The 12,807-nt window shown below is 40.4% G+C and carries 15 protein-coding genes; 4 read left to right on the plus strand and 11 right to left on the minus strand.

Features of this window, described 5'->3' with window-relative positions; all coding sequences use genetic code 11:
- Positions 1 to 22: 22 nt before the first annotated feature.
- Positions 23 to 232, plus strand: coding sequence for a YtzJ family protein (locus KH400_RS01020; RefSeq protein WP_246589111.1), 210 nt, complete (start codon positions 23 to 25; stop codon positions 230 to 232).
- 154 nt (positions 233 to 386) lie between these two features.
- Here the strand turns inward: KH400_RS01020 and KH400_RS01025 are convergent, their stop codons facing one another.
- On the minus strand, positions 387 to 1,328 hold the full coding sequence (locus KH400_RS01025; RefSeq protein ID WP_217221318.1) for a DHH family phosphoesterase: 942 nt from the start codon (positions 1,326 to 1,328) through the stop codon (positions 387 to 389).
- Positions 1,329 to 1,469: 141 nt separating this feature from the next.
- On the opposite strand from KH400_RS01025, the gene KH400_RS01030 reads away from it, so the two are divergent.
- Positions 1,470 to 1,775 carry a YtpI family protein gene (locus tag KH400_RS01030; protein WP_217221319.1) on the plus strand — a complete coding sequence of 102 codons (306 nt, stop codon included), beginning with the start codon at positions 1,470 to 1,472 and terminating at the stop codon, positions 1,773 to 1,775.
- Positions 1,776 to 1,911: 136 nt separating this feature from the next.
- Here KH400_RS01030 and KH400_RS01035 read toward each other — a convergent pair whose 3' ends face one another.
- From KH400_RS01035 to KH400_RS01065, 7 genes are all read right to left on the minus strand, one after another.
- Positions 1,912 to 3,222 (minus strand): CBS domain-containing protein, encoded by a 1,311-nt coding sequence (locus KH400_RS01035; RefSeq protein ID WP_217221320.1) that lies wholly within the window; start codon positions 3,220 to 3,222, stop codon positions 1,912 to 1,914.
- A gap of 96 nt (positions 3,223 to 3,318) precedes the next feature.
- Positions 3,319 to 3,567 (minus strand): hypothetical protein, encoded by a 249-nt coding sequence (locus KH400_RS01040; protein WP_217221321.1) that lies wholly within the window; start codon positions 3,565 to 3,567, stop codon positions 3,319 to 3,321.
- A gap of 294 nt (positions 3,568 to 3,861) precedes the next feature.
- Positions 3,862 to 4,545, minus strand: coding sequence for a metal-dependent hydrolase (locus tag KH400_RS01045; protein ID WP_217221322.1), 684 nt, complete (start codon positions 4,543 to 4,545; stop codon positions 3,862 to 3,864).
- Between the two features lie 622 nt (positions 4,546 to 5,167).
- Positions 5,168 to 6,286, minus strand: a complete 1,119-nt coding sequence (gene ald / locus KH400_RS01050) for an alanine dehydrogenase (RefSeq protein WP_217221323.1) — start codon at positions 6,284 to 6,286, stop codon at positions 5,168 to 5,170.
- A 54-nt stretch (positions 6,287 to 6,340) separates the two neighbouring features.
- Positions 6,341 to 6,706, minus strand: coding sequence for a hypothetical protein (locus tag KH400_RS01055; RefSeq protein ID WP_217221324.1), 366 nt, complete (start codon positions 6,704 to 6,706; stop codon positions 6,341 to 6,343).
- A 98-nt stretch (positions 6,707 to 6,804) separates the two neighbouring features.
- Entirely contained in the window at positions 6,805 to 7,566 is a 762-nt protein-coding gene (locus KH400_RS01060; RefSeq protein ID WP_217221325.1) for an SDR family oxidoreductase, read from the minus strand.
- Between the two features lie 242 nt (positions 7,567 to 7,808).
- Positions 7,809 to 7,949, minus strand: a complete 141-nt coding sequence (locus tag KH400_RS01065) for a hypothetical protein (RefSeq protein ID WP_217221326.1) — start codon at positions 7,947 to 7,949, stop codon at positions 7,809 to 7,811.
- A 142-nt stretch (positions 7,950 to 8,091) separates the two neighbouring features.
- Here KH400_RS01065 and KH400_RS01070 point away from each other — a divergent pair, with 142 nt between their 5' ends.
- Positions 8,092 to 8,532: a universal stress protein gene (locus tag KH400_RS01070; RefSeq protein ID WP_217221327.1), complete on the plus strand. Its 441-nt coding sequence runs from the start codon at positions 8,092 to 8,094 to the stop codon at positions 8,530 to 8,532.
- Between the two features lie 38 nt (positions 8,533 to 8,570).
- On the opposite strand, the gene argH is transcribed toward KH400_RS01070, so the two are convergent.
- Positions 8,571 to 9,956, minus strand: coding sequence for an argininosuccinate lyase (gene argH / locus KH400_RS01075; RefSeq protein WP_217221328.1), 1,386 nt, complete (start codon positions 9,954 to 9,956; stop codon positions 8,571 to 8,573).
- A complete protein-coding gene (locus tag KH400_RS01080; RefSeq protein ID WP_217221549.1) occupies positions 9,956 to 11,170 on the minus strand; it encodes an argininosuccinate synthase in 1,215 nt (404 codons plus the stop codon). Before KH400_RS01080 ends, argH begins: the two co-directional genes overlap by 1 nt.
- 389 nt (positions 11,171 to 11,559) lie before the next feature.
- On the opposite strand from KH400_RS01080, the gene KH400_RS01085 reads away from it, so the two are divergent.
- Positions 11,560 to 11,877, plus strand: coding sequence for a hypothetical protein (locus tag KH400_RS01085; RefSeq protein WP_217221329.1), 318 nt, complete (start codon positions 11,560 to 11,562; stop codon positions 11,875 to 11,877).
- Positions 11,878 to 11,960: 83 nt separating this feature from the next.
- On the opposite strand, the gene KH400_RS01090 is transcribed toward KH400_RS01085, so the two are convergent.
- Positions 11,961 to 12,800, minus strand: coding sequence for an EcsC family protein (locus KH400_RS01090; protein ID WP_217221330.1), 840 nt, complete (start codon positions 12,798 to 12,800; stop codon positions 11,961 to 11,963).
- Between the last annotated feature and the right edge of the window lie 7 nt (positions 12,801 to 12,807).

Below are 12,807 nucleotides of genomic sequence, written 5' to 3' on the forward strand. Positions count from 1 at the left end.
ATTCTTTTGGGAGGTGTTACAATTGGATGTAACAGGTAAAGAAATGATCATTAATCGCAAAGAAATGGCTCTAAAAAAAGTAGACAAAATCAAAGCGGGGTACTCTGCGTTTGCCGAAACTAAAGAAGTCGCTGATTTTATTAAAAAAGAATTAGCTAAAGAAAATATCGAAGTATACGAAGACAATACGGAATTAGGTTCTTGGTTTATCCCCAAAAACAAAAAGGACTAAAATAATAGAGGCTGTCCCATAAGTGACTTCTCATCTACAACAATATGTATAACTTTCCAATCAAGTTATACATATTGTTCAGATGGCTGTTTCTTAACCGGGAGAGCCTCTATCGTCTTTTATTATTGGCATCCTCTAAACGACGAACAAATGGTTACCCCTGTAAACATAGTTCATCTAATTCACGAATGATTTCTTCTGTCTCTTCCCATGATGATGCTTTAGCTCCTGAGGCTAATGGATGTCCACCACCACGATAACGAGTTGCGATTTCATTTACATGCGGCCCCTTTGAGCGTAAACGTACACGTATGTTTCCATCTGGCTCCTCAACAAAGAAGACCCATGCGCGCATTCCTTCGACATCTGAAAAGGCATTAACTAATTGTGACGATTCACTTGTAGTAACATCAAATTGTTGTAAGATATCCTTTGTAAGCGACATAATCCCTAACCCCGAGTCTAAGACATGGAAATGTTGCAAAACATACCCCTCAAGTCGAGTCAGTTTTAACTCCTTCCGGTAAAGGCTGGAATAAAATGCCGTTTGATCAAAGTTTTCCTTCACTAGCTCACTCGTATACCGCAACGTTTTTGCTGTCGTATTCGGATAGCGAAAGCGTCCTGTATCTCCAACAATTCCAGCATACAGCAACAGTGCTGTTTCTTGACTTAAACGAAAACCGTCCTTCATACCATGCTCGAATAATTCATAAATCATTTCACTTGTGGAACTCGCTTGCGTATCGACCCAAACGAGATCGCCATATGGTTCTTCATTGGGGTGATGATCAATTTTGATAAGATAGTCCGCAGATTGATAGCGTTTGTCACTAATTCTTTCCGAATTGGCGGTATCACAAACAATTACTAAGGCACCGTCATAAACAGCGTCTGAGATTGTGTCCATAGTCGCTAAAAAAGTTAACGATGGCTCTTCTTCACCGACAACGTAAACGTTTTTGGTAGCATCATAGTCTTTGATAAGTGTAGCGAGAGCGACTTGTGATCCAATCGCATCAGGATCTGGTCGTTCGTGCCGATGGATAATGATTGTGTCATAGTCGTTAATTTTAGAGATAATCTGTTCATGCATGGCTAATATAACTCCTTATCTTTTCATTAGTAAAATACAACCTCATCGGAGGAATCACCATTTGATTCCGCTAGCAATTCAGTATAAGACAAGGTACAATGGATGTATATCTATGTATGCTAGCAACGGGAGGAATGTAGGATGGCTTTTACGATTTTAATCGTTTTTTCAGCAGTATTCTTTTTCTTTTATAAAATTAAACATTGGCGTTCTAAAGCACCTGTTGAAAAAAGATGGCTGCAAACGAAAGCAAATATGGCATTGGGATCGTTTCTTGTTGCCTTTGGATTAAACTTACTCGTCTATACACGAGGGACAATTGATATTGTCATCGGGTCAATCTTCACACTGTTAGGCCTTGCAAATGTTATCTTAGGTTACAAAGCCTATCGCCACTATTTACCGCAAGTTATTGCCGAAGCAGAACAAGCAACAAAGAACGCTTAACCTCTAAAAAAGGGCTACCCCATTAGTGGCTGCTCACCTCGAGTAAGGATTCTTATGACTCCTAAGGTGACGGTTCCTTGACTTGGGACGGCCCTTTTTTTGTACAAGCAATCACGCATCATCATGTATATATGAGCTATGCACGATCTAACAATTGTGCCATCATTAAAGCCTTTCCAACAATAGCACCATCATGATAGATTTCAACATCAATTTTTCCATGCTTACGTCCAATTTCTAACACTTTCGGTTCGATTTGAATCATGCTTTCAATTTGGACAGGTTTTATGAAATAAATCGTAATGTTCTCAACGACAAGGTCACCTTTTTTATACTTTCGTAATACACGGCTCCCTGCCTCTGTAACTAATGTAGTTAACACACCGTATGAAATCGTCCCGAGCTGATTGGTCATTTGTGGGGTCACTTCACACTGGTACGTATAGTTTTCTTCACTTGAATCTTGAAAGCGGCTCGTAATTAAATCATCAATCGTATCTCCAACATGCGGCTGACGTTGAATCATTTGCAACGCTTTTAAGACATCTTGGCGACTAATCACCCCAATTAATTTTCGGTACTGATCAACAACAGGCAATAATTCAATCCCTTCCCAAACCATCACATGTGCAACAGAAGCGACCGATGTTTGCCCATGAACAGTAATTGGGTTTTTCGTCATCACCTTCTCTATCGGCGTTTGCCGGTTTTCTCCCATGACATCTTTAGCTGCAATCATCCCTTGAATTTTCATTTTGTCATCGATCACAGGATATCGACTATGGCCAGTTCTTTCATTAAGCTCATGCCATTTTTCCACGGTGTTATCCGTCGTTAAGTAAAACGTGTCTTGTAGGGAAATAAGCACATCATCAACAAGAACAATTTCCTTTTTAATTAATTGGTCATAGATGGCGCGGTTGATCATCGCGGCAACGGTAAATGTATCATAAGTCGTAGAAATGATCGGTAATTCAAGCTCGTCAGCTAACTTAATTACTTCATCACTCGTCTCAAAGCCTCCAGTGATCAATACCGCTGATCCTGCTTCAAGCGCAAGCTTATGGACTTGATCACGGTTCCCTACAATTAATAGATTTCCCGCTTCAACATAACGCATCATCGCTTCCTGCTTCATCGCACCGATCACGAAACGGTTTAGGGTCTTATAAAGCCCTTGACGCCCGCCAAGGACATGTCCATCAATAATATTAACAATTTCTGCATATGTTAACTTCTCAATGTTTTCTTTTTTCTTTTTCTCAATGCGAATCGTCCCTACCCGTTCGATCGTGCTGACAAGTCCTTGGTTTTCTGCTTCCTTAATCGCACGGTAAGCCGTTCCTTCACTGACGGTTAATGCTTTTGCAATTTGCCTTACGGATATTTTCTCGCCGATACCTAAGTCAGAGATATATTGTAATATTTGCTCGTGTTTTGTTGCCAACTGCCTCACCATACTTTCATTCTTTCAACTGTATTCATTAAATCAGCATAAACTGTATTATACCTATTATACTGTTGAAAGAATCTGACTTCAAGGTCAGCTGTCATATCTCCTTGACTTTCCTGGCATTAACCGCCCTCGACGGCTACTTTCGTGTACCTCTGCTCGCTTCTTTTTGCCATATAACAGGCCTACCATATTCCCTCCGACAACCATTAATGCAAACGCTAGCCACATAAAGGCAAACGTTGTCGCTACTGTATCACCAGAAAACGGCAAACGTGGTAATCCAAAATACAAAAGCGCTAATGCGAGTAATAAACATAATAATAAGCGTTGATTCATATTTTCCACTCCTCTATTAAACGTTGTCCTAGTACTAGTCTATGTTCAGAGCGAAAAAAAAGAAGTATAACTATGACAATACGAGCTCATTACCTTAGATCATTTTATCCTTGGAGAGGCTTATGAAGGACATTTCCTTGCCTTCCTCCGCCTGGTTTGTCCTTCATCTCCTTTATGAAGGACATTTCCTTGCCTTATTCCGCATGGTTTGTCCTTCAATTGAAAAAAGGACTGTCCTTTACTGTAATGGACAGCCCCTTGCAATTTTTGTTTCTGTACGTTAATTCCTTACTATTACAATTCGATTGATTCTCCTGCAGCTAGTGCTTTCCCTTGGCCATTTGATAAACGAGCCGCAAATGCTTCAGGGTCTTGCTCAATGACAGGGAACGTATTGAAATGAATAGGCACCACCTGCTTAGCTTGCACCCACTCTGCTGCTAAAGTCGCATCTTCAGGTCCCATTGTAAAGTTATCTCCAATTGGTAAGAACGCAACATCAATCGAATGACGCTCACCAATCAGCTTCATATCTGAAAACAGTGCCGTATCCCCTGCGTGATAGATGGTTTTATCTTCTGCGGTAAATAAAATTCCACTTGGCATACCGGTATAGACAATTCTTTGGTTCTCTTCTTCCGTATAAGAAGAACCATGGAACGCTTGTGTTAGCTTCACCTTACCGAACTCAAACGTATGCGCCCCACCGATATGCATCGGATGTACATTGACACCTTGCCAGCCTAAGTATGTGGCTAATTCAAACGGGGCAACAACCAATGCATCATTTTTCTTCGCTAGTTCAACTGTATCGCCGACATGGTCGTTATGTCCATGCGTTAGTAAAATCACATCAACCTCGACATCTTCTGCTTTAAGATAGCACTGTCCGTTTCCTGTAATAAAAGGATCGATGATAATGTTTGTACCGTTCGTTTCGATTGCGACAACCGAATGACCATGATATGTAACTTTCATTACTACGTCACTCCTCTTTATCGTTATATCATTCACCTTACTCTCTTTGCTATGTGACCTACAAATTCCTGCATAGAGGAAAATTTTTTGGAACTAGAACCTTCAATCAGTAGCGATGAAAATGAATGAGTAAGGATGATTCTAATATGCTTGAACAATGAATAGCTAGATTAGCTTATTCGCTCGACCCTTACCGTGGAAACAATTGCGATTGCTTGTAAAAGCCCAAAACAGGCTTTCACCGCATTCTCCATTGTTTCCACTACGTCGACTACCGTCGTCGCAAACGGTTAACACCGTTTGGGGTCTCACTACTCTACAAAGTCTCTACTCTCTCTTTTTTAAGGTGATACGAACGGTGGTTGGGGGATACACGAAGGTAGTGCCCGCTTTTTGTTGAAATAATTCAAATGCAATCGTTTCGCCCCGATATCGTACACCCCTAATGGCGCACTCCGTACCCTTTTCCACCACCTTGAAGCAACTTCTCCTCCTCAGTGTACAACCCTCATATTCAATCAAAGGCGGCGCGAGTAAGCCTACTTCTTCGATGATTCACCCTGCTGGCGCACTCCGTACCCTTTTCCACAACAAAAAGGAGGCTCTCCTACCTCCTCATCGTTTACTTCGTCATTAAAGATGCTGCATCACTATAGGCGAGATCATGCGCTTGTGCGACGGCCTGATACGTAACATAGCCATCCAATGTATTGATCCCCTTATATAATGCCTGATTATCTTGACACGCTTTCTTATACCCTTTATTCGCAATTTGCAATGCATATGGAATCGTCACATTCGTTAAGCCGAGCGTTGACGTTCGCGGCACGGCTCCAGGCATATTAGCAACAGCATAATGCAAGACCCCATGTTTTTCATAGGTCGGATTGTCATGCGTTGTAATCCGATCAGACGTTTCAAATATACCACCTTGGTCAATCGCAACGTCAACGACAACAGAGCCATATGACATTTGTTTGACCATATCTTCTGTTACGAGACGTGGTGCCTTTGCCCCTGGTATAAGCACTGCACCAATCACTAAGTCGGATTCTTTCACCGCTTCAGCAATTGTCATCGGATTTGACATGATCGTATTAATATCTGTTCCAAAAATATCATCCAATTCACGCAAACGCTCCGGGTTTAAATCTAGGATCGTTACATCCGCTCCAAGCCCCATGGCGATTTTCGCAGCATTAGTGCCGACGACCCCACCGCCAATGACTGTGACTTTTCCACGTTTAACTCCAGGAATACCGGATAACAGCACTCCCTTACCACCTTTTGACTTCTCTAAAAATTGTGCCCCGATTTGCGAGGCCATGCGCCCAGCTACTTCACTCATAGGTGTTAATAACGGTAATGATCCATTCGGCATTTGCACCGTCTCATAAGCGATTCCGATCACCTTTTTTTCAATTAACGCTTTGGTTAGCTCCGGCTCTGCTGCCAAATGCAAATACGTAAAAAGGATTAACCCTTCGTGAAAGTAATCATACTCCTCTGGAAGTGGTTCCTTCACTTTCATAACCATATCCTTCGTCCAGGCTTCTTTGGCTGTCTCTACAATTTTAGCTCCAGCATCAATATAGTCCGCATCGGTAAATCCAGAGCCTAAACCAGCTCCAGACTCAATATAAACTTCATGTCCTTGAGCGGTTAACGTTATAACCCCTGCAGGTGTCATTGCCACACGGTTTTCATTGTTTTTAATTTCAGTTGGTACGCCAATTCTCATCCAAACCCCTCCTTTTTTATAGTTTAGCTCTTTTTTATCATCGGAAAGAGTTGATTAAGGTTCCCATACCCATGTATATAAGTCGCCCTCACCATTTCGCCAACGCACATCAAGACGCTCTAAATTTTGAAAACGCTTTGCCTTTAACACTGTTACCATATCCTCAATTTCAGCATCCTCCGAAATTTTAAGAAGCTCAGCCATGTTTTCAACCTCTTGCTTTGCTCGCTGGTCTTTTATGACTCGCTCACCGACCTCATATTCATATTTTTCAGGGCTATCATATTCCCATTCATGAATCGTTCCATCTTCAACAACTGTGATTCGGAGTGAAAAATGCTCCATTAATTCAGTAGCTAGCACAGTTGGGGCCAAAAGAAAACTCACCATACCAATGACGATAATCCAAGTTTTTTTCATTTCATTCACCTCTAGTTTTATGATGCGATGAAATGATTTTCTTTATACGTTTTACTTGGAAGGATTACCAAAAATAACTAACAGTCAATCTTTATGTACTAACTTCGATGACGATGAAGAACGTCTACTCCACCAGTCACTTCCATGACTGTCCCTGTCAGCATGTCGGCGTCTTCAGCACATAAAAAAGCAACAGACCGGGCGATATCCTCACCAGTCCCTGGCCGACCAATCGGTGTTTCATTGTCATCAACTCGTCTCGCTTCAGCGATTGAAGCCTCTTTCATATCCCCGATAATATTGCCCGGTGATACCATGTTAACCGTAATCCCGTGTTCAGCCTCCTCAATTGATACCGTCTTCATTAATGAAACAAGCCCAACCTTCGCTGCCCCATAAGCCGAGCGATAGATCCAGGCTGGAGCATGATCAGCCCCTTGAAACCCATATGTAATAATTCGGCCATATTGCTGCTTACGCATAATCGGAATCACTTGCTTTAATAAATGAAAAACGGCACTTAAGTTCCCTTCAATCATTTCGTACCATTCTTCTTCTGTATAATCGATCAATTTCTTTCGTTCAAAAATATAGGGACCAGCGTTGTTAACTAAAACATCAATCCTTCCAAATCGCTCGTACGCTTGCTCAACGAGTGCTTTAAGATCCTCTTTTTTAGTCACATCCCCTTGTACAAATTGTATCCGTCCCAGTTCATGCTCCCATTCCTTCTTTAATCTTTCTACAGCGTCAATATCACTTCGGTAATTAATGGTTATCGAGTACCCTTCTGTCAAAAGTTTTTCAGTTACTTTTTTCCCTAACCCTTTTGATCCAGCTGTAATTAAGGCGTGACGCATAAAAAAATCCCCCTTCCGCAAGATAGCTGAAGATTTTTCACTTATTATGATGATACTATGTTTATGGAAATTAGTACAAAAACTTGACCTACTCTTAATTGCCACTCCGATACATTTTTATGCTCAAACGGTCGGTTTCATGCTGTTCTCAAATTAAGCACCATCCATTAAAAAACTAAAAAGCTGCCATAGATACACCTATAGCAGCTAAACATACATCTTCTCGACTCATATTGAACAAGTCAATCCGTCTGATCATTTAACCCATCGATTGGCGTAATTTGATCACTTGTTCCTTCATGATACATATCAATTAGTTGCTGGCGAACAAGAGCTTCTCCATCTTCATCATAAATGATGCCTTGAAATTTAGGATCTTTCAAGTGTAGCACCCCCTCAACACGATACGACATATCAATTATATTATTAACATTTTTTGAAAGTTTATGACAAAGCATTATTATGAAACGGCTTTCATGGTATAATGTGGGTGTAACGAACTATTGATTACTGGGGGAATGAACAATGGGGAAAACGTATGAAACAATACTTATAGCAGTTGATGGTTCACAAGAAGCAAAAAATGCGTTACAGAAAGCGTTCGATGTTGCTAAAACCGATGAAGCAAAACTCATTATTGCTCACGTTATCGATACACGGACATTTGCAACCGTTGAACAGTATGACCGAACCGTTGTCGCTCGAGCAGAAAAATACGGAAAAGAGCTACTAGAACAATACAAAGCAGAAGCTGAAGAAGCCGGACTTTCAAATGTAGAAACCGTTCTTGACTTCGGTTCACCCAAAGTGAAAATCTCAAAAGAAATCGCAACAAATCTCGAAGTTGACCTCATTATTACAGGGGCAACAGGATTAAATGCCGTTGAACGATTATTAATTGGTAGCGTTTCTGAATATATCACTCGTCACGCACATTGCGATGTTCTTATTGTACGCGGAAAATAACGATAACATTAAATAGAAAAAAGGCTTTAACTTTTACGTTAAAGCCTTTTTTCTGCGATGACTCCCTCAGCTTTTTCAAGGGCTTTTTTCACCTGTTCAAACCCTGTTCCACCTGCACTATTCCGGCGAGCAACAACTGTTTTTGGCTGCAACACTTCATAAATATCCTCTGCAAATAATTCACTTGCTTGTTTATAATCACTAAACGGAAGGTCTAGGAGGAAGATTCCTTTTTGGATACATAATAATACGAGCTTACCAACAACTTCATGAGCCTCTCGGAAAGGCAAGCCTTTATTTGCCAAATAATCCGCTAACTCGGTCGCATTCGAGAAATCAGCGTTCGTTGCTGCTTCCATCGTCTCTTTCTTCACCGTCATCGTTTCGATTATTCCAGTGAAGATTTTTAACGAGCCTTTGACAGTAGTTACAGCATCAAACATCCCTTCTTTATCTTCCTGCATATCTTTATTATAAGCAAGCGGGAGACCTTTTAAAATCGTTAACAACGAAAAGAGACTACCATAGACACGGCCTGTTTTCCCGCGAATTAATTCTGCCATATCTGGATTTTTCTTTTGTGGCATGATACTTGATCCTGTAGCAAACGTATCATCAATTTCAATAAAGTTAAATTCTTGCGATGACCACATAATTAACTCTTCACACAAACGTGATAAGTGCATCATTAGCATCGATGAGCTGCTTAAAAACTCTATGATAAAATCACGATCACTTACCGCATCTAAGCTGTTTTCATAAATGCCATCAAACCCTAACAACTCTGCACTATAATGACGATCGATCGGGAACGTCGTCCCTGCTAGTGCCCCTGCCCCTAACGGTGAAACATTGACACGCTTAAGACTGTCTTGGTAACGGTCATAATCTCGATCAAGCATCCAGAAATAAGCCATTAAATGATGGGCAAACGACACCGGTTGCGCGCGCTGTAAATGCGTGTAGCCAGGGATTAACGTTTCTACATTTCCTTTTGCCTGCGTCAGCAACGCCTGTTGTAACGCTTTTACTTCTACTAGAATTTCTTCAATTTGGTTACGTAAATAAAGATGCATATCGGTTGCAACTTGATCATTACGGCTACGCCCCGTATGTAATTTCCCACCGACTGGTCCAATTTCATCAATTAATAACTTCTCAAGATTGAGATGGATATCTTCATTTTGCACAGAAAATTCTAGTTCTTGTTTCTTTGCTTTTTCAAGGAGTGTCTCAAGACCACCGGTAATGGTTGTTACTTCTTCACTTGTTAGGATGCCTGTTTTCCCTAGCATTTTAACATGCGCTAAACTACCTTGAATATCTTCTTCAACTAGCTGCTGATCGAAGCCGATTGATGCCCCAAAGGCATCAACCCACTCCTCAGCTGTTTTGGTAAATCGACCGCCCCACAGTTTCGTCACTACTGTTTGACCTCCTTCTTCGTATTAACCATGCTATGCACTTGTGTTGGAAGTCCCCAAAGTTGTGTAAATCCAACAGCTGCACCGTGATTGAATTCATCATCGGTCGTGTATGTCGCAAGCTTCTCGTTATATAATGAATACTCTGATTTACGCCCTTCGATAATCGCATTTCCTTTAAACAGTTTCACACGTACTTTACCAGTAACCGTTTTTTGTGTTTCTTTTAAGAATGCTTTTAGTGCATCATTTAATGGTGAGAACCACAATCCATTATAAATGACTTCTTCAAGTTTTTGTTGAATCATTGGTTTAAAGTGAGCCGTTTCGCGCACAAGACAAATGTCCTCTAATTCTTTGTGTGCTTTAATCAGTGTAATCGCTGCTGGGCACTCATACACTTCACGAGACTTAATCCCAACGAGTCGGTTTTCAACATGGTCAATTCGTCCAACACCATGCTCACCAGCAATCTTATTTAAATCTGTAATAAGCTGATCAAATGATGGATATTGTTTTCCATCTAATGCTACTGGCTTCCCTTCCACAAAATCAATTTCTAAAATTTTCGGTGTATCAGGAGTTTTTTCAATTGGATTTGTTAAATCATAAGCATCTTCTGGTGGTGTTGCCCATGGATCTTCTAAGATTCCACATTCATTTGCTCTTCCCCATAAGTTTTGGTCAATTGAATATGGGCTATCTTTACCAATTGGTACTGGTACATTATGCAGTTTTGCATATTCAATTTCTTCTTCACGAGACCAGCTCCACTCACGAACCGGAGCAAAGATTTCTAAATTCGGATTAAGGGCTGCAAATGATACTTCAAAACGAACTTGGTCATTCCCTTTCCCAGTACATCCGTGTGCCACTGCATCAGCACCTTCTTGCTCAGCCACTTCAACTAGCTTCTTTGCAATGAGCGGTCGCGATAATGCCGACACGAGCGGGTATTTATTTTCATACATTGTATTGGCATACAACGACGGTAATACAAATTCATCAGCAAATTCTTGCTTCGCATCAATAACAACAGATTTAATCGCACCTACTGATAATGCTTTTTCTTTAATAAAATCTAAATCTTTTCCTTCACCTACGTCTAAACATACAGCAATAACATCATATCCTTGTTGCTGTAACCATTTAATTGCCACTGATGTATCAAGACCTCCTGAATACGCTAAAACAACTTTTTTCTGACTCATAATGAACCATCCCTCCAAAATATCCTATGTGAATATAAATACTTGAATTATAATTTTTATACATTGTTAATCGAGATAAAAGAGGTATTTACTAAACCTCTTATTTTGTGATGAACCATGTAATTGAATAAGTATTAATTTATTATTCACTACTTTAACAACTATCTTGCTGTTTGGCAATACTTATTCATAAAAAAGTATAAAAATAAATATCCGTTTTTTTCTAAAAGTCCAATGCCCCCCCTTTTTCTGCCTATGTATAAACACCTTTTTACTATTCATACGAAAATAGGTGATCGTTTGTTACAATTCTATCGGTTGTAAAATTCGATGTTGTCATTCATTTTCTGATTATTCTCATGTACAATAACAATAAGGAGTGAGGGATTAGCATGGATTATGAATTTATCTTAGATGAGCGATTAGGAATCTCAATACCACACTTATATAAGCAGTGGAGTCAATATTCACTTGAAACACAAGCCGATATCTTGCTTCGGTGGGAGTCGATTCGTGGCTCGATCCCCGATAAAGTAGAAGAACTAGAGGCAGAAATTAATCGTAAACAAGCGCAGTTAAATGTGGAAGAAAACTTTCAAGTGTCTTGCCAATTAAACCTTGAAATTGCTGAACTTGCATCGATTATTAATGATTTATGGATTTGGTACCGCATCGATCAGGATGTAAGTGCTACACCCGTTCACCAATAACAGTATGCAATATGTATCCACTGTTGGTGGCCATCCGACCATCAAAAAGACCACAATGTTACTATTTGTGGTCTTTTCTTGTTTTATTCATATTTTTCTAGCAGAAACCTCTTTTGATAAAATCGATGAGCAAACTCTGTTACTTGTCGTGTAAATTGATAATTCATCGACGCTCCGAAAGCCATGCCAATGAGCGGTACTCCTTGAATGAGTTTCTTTCTAAGTAGCACGATAAGCATCGCCTTCAACACTTGATTTGCTGGTTGCTGTAGCCACGTAAGCTCAGTTACTGTTTCATCACCTTCATAAAACCAAGTATCTCTGTTTGTCTGTTCACTTACTTCAGCTTCTAATTGATCCCATGCCTGCTTCTGTAGCTCTCTTGGCAAGGACGCTGCATGAAAGACTTTCAATGCAACCATCATCTCATATGGTCGTTTCAAATCATAGCCATAGGTCATCGCAATCAGTTGTACCGATCGTAAATTAATGAAAAATAGTGCGGGAAGGTCTGTACCTAGTAACAAAACGCCTCCCATCCCAGACAATCCTCCCTGGCCAAAGGATAGTAGCCGTTGCTTGGCAACTTGTTGTTGCGCAATAAAATTTAATTGCGCCATGTTCAATTGCTTTAAATCAGAAACATCCTCAATCTCCTCGTTAAAAACGCGCGCTTGGTCAATCAAACGGCTTTTTGCGTCCTGATGATACCTAGAATGCTGGATCATTGCATGTAGATGAAATAACAAACGATCAACCGTCTCAAGAACTTTCGTTTGACGCTTTTTCCCAAGCTTTTCAAAACTAGAGTTGAGTAGTTTTTTGTACGTACGTTCAAAATCGGTTGCCTCTATATTTATAAATTGTTCTTCCCATTGTAAAACCTCATTCCAAACCTTCACTTCACGATCTGTCCAACTCAACGGATCC

Source organism: Desertibacillus haloalkaliphilus (genome assembly GCF_019039105.1).
Classification (GTDB): Bacteria; Bacillota; Bacilli; order Bacillales; family KJ1-10-99; genus Desertibacillus; species Desertibacillus haloalkaliphilus.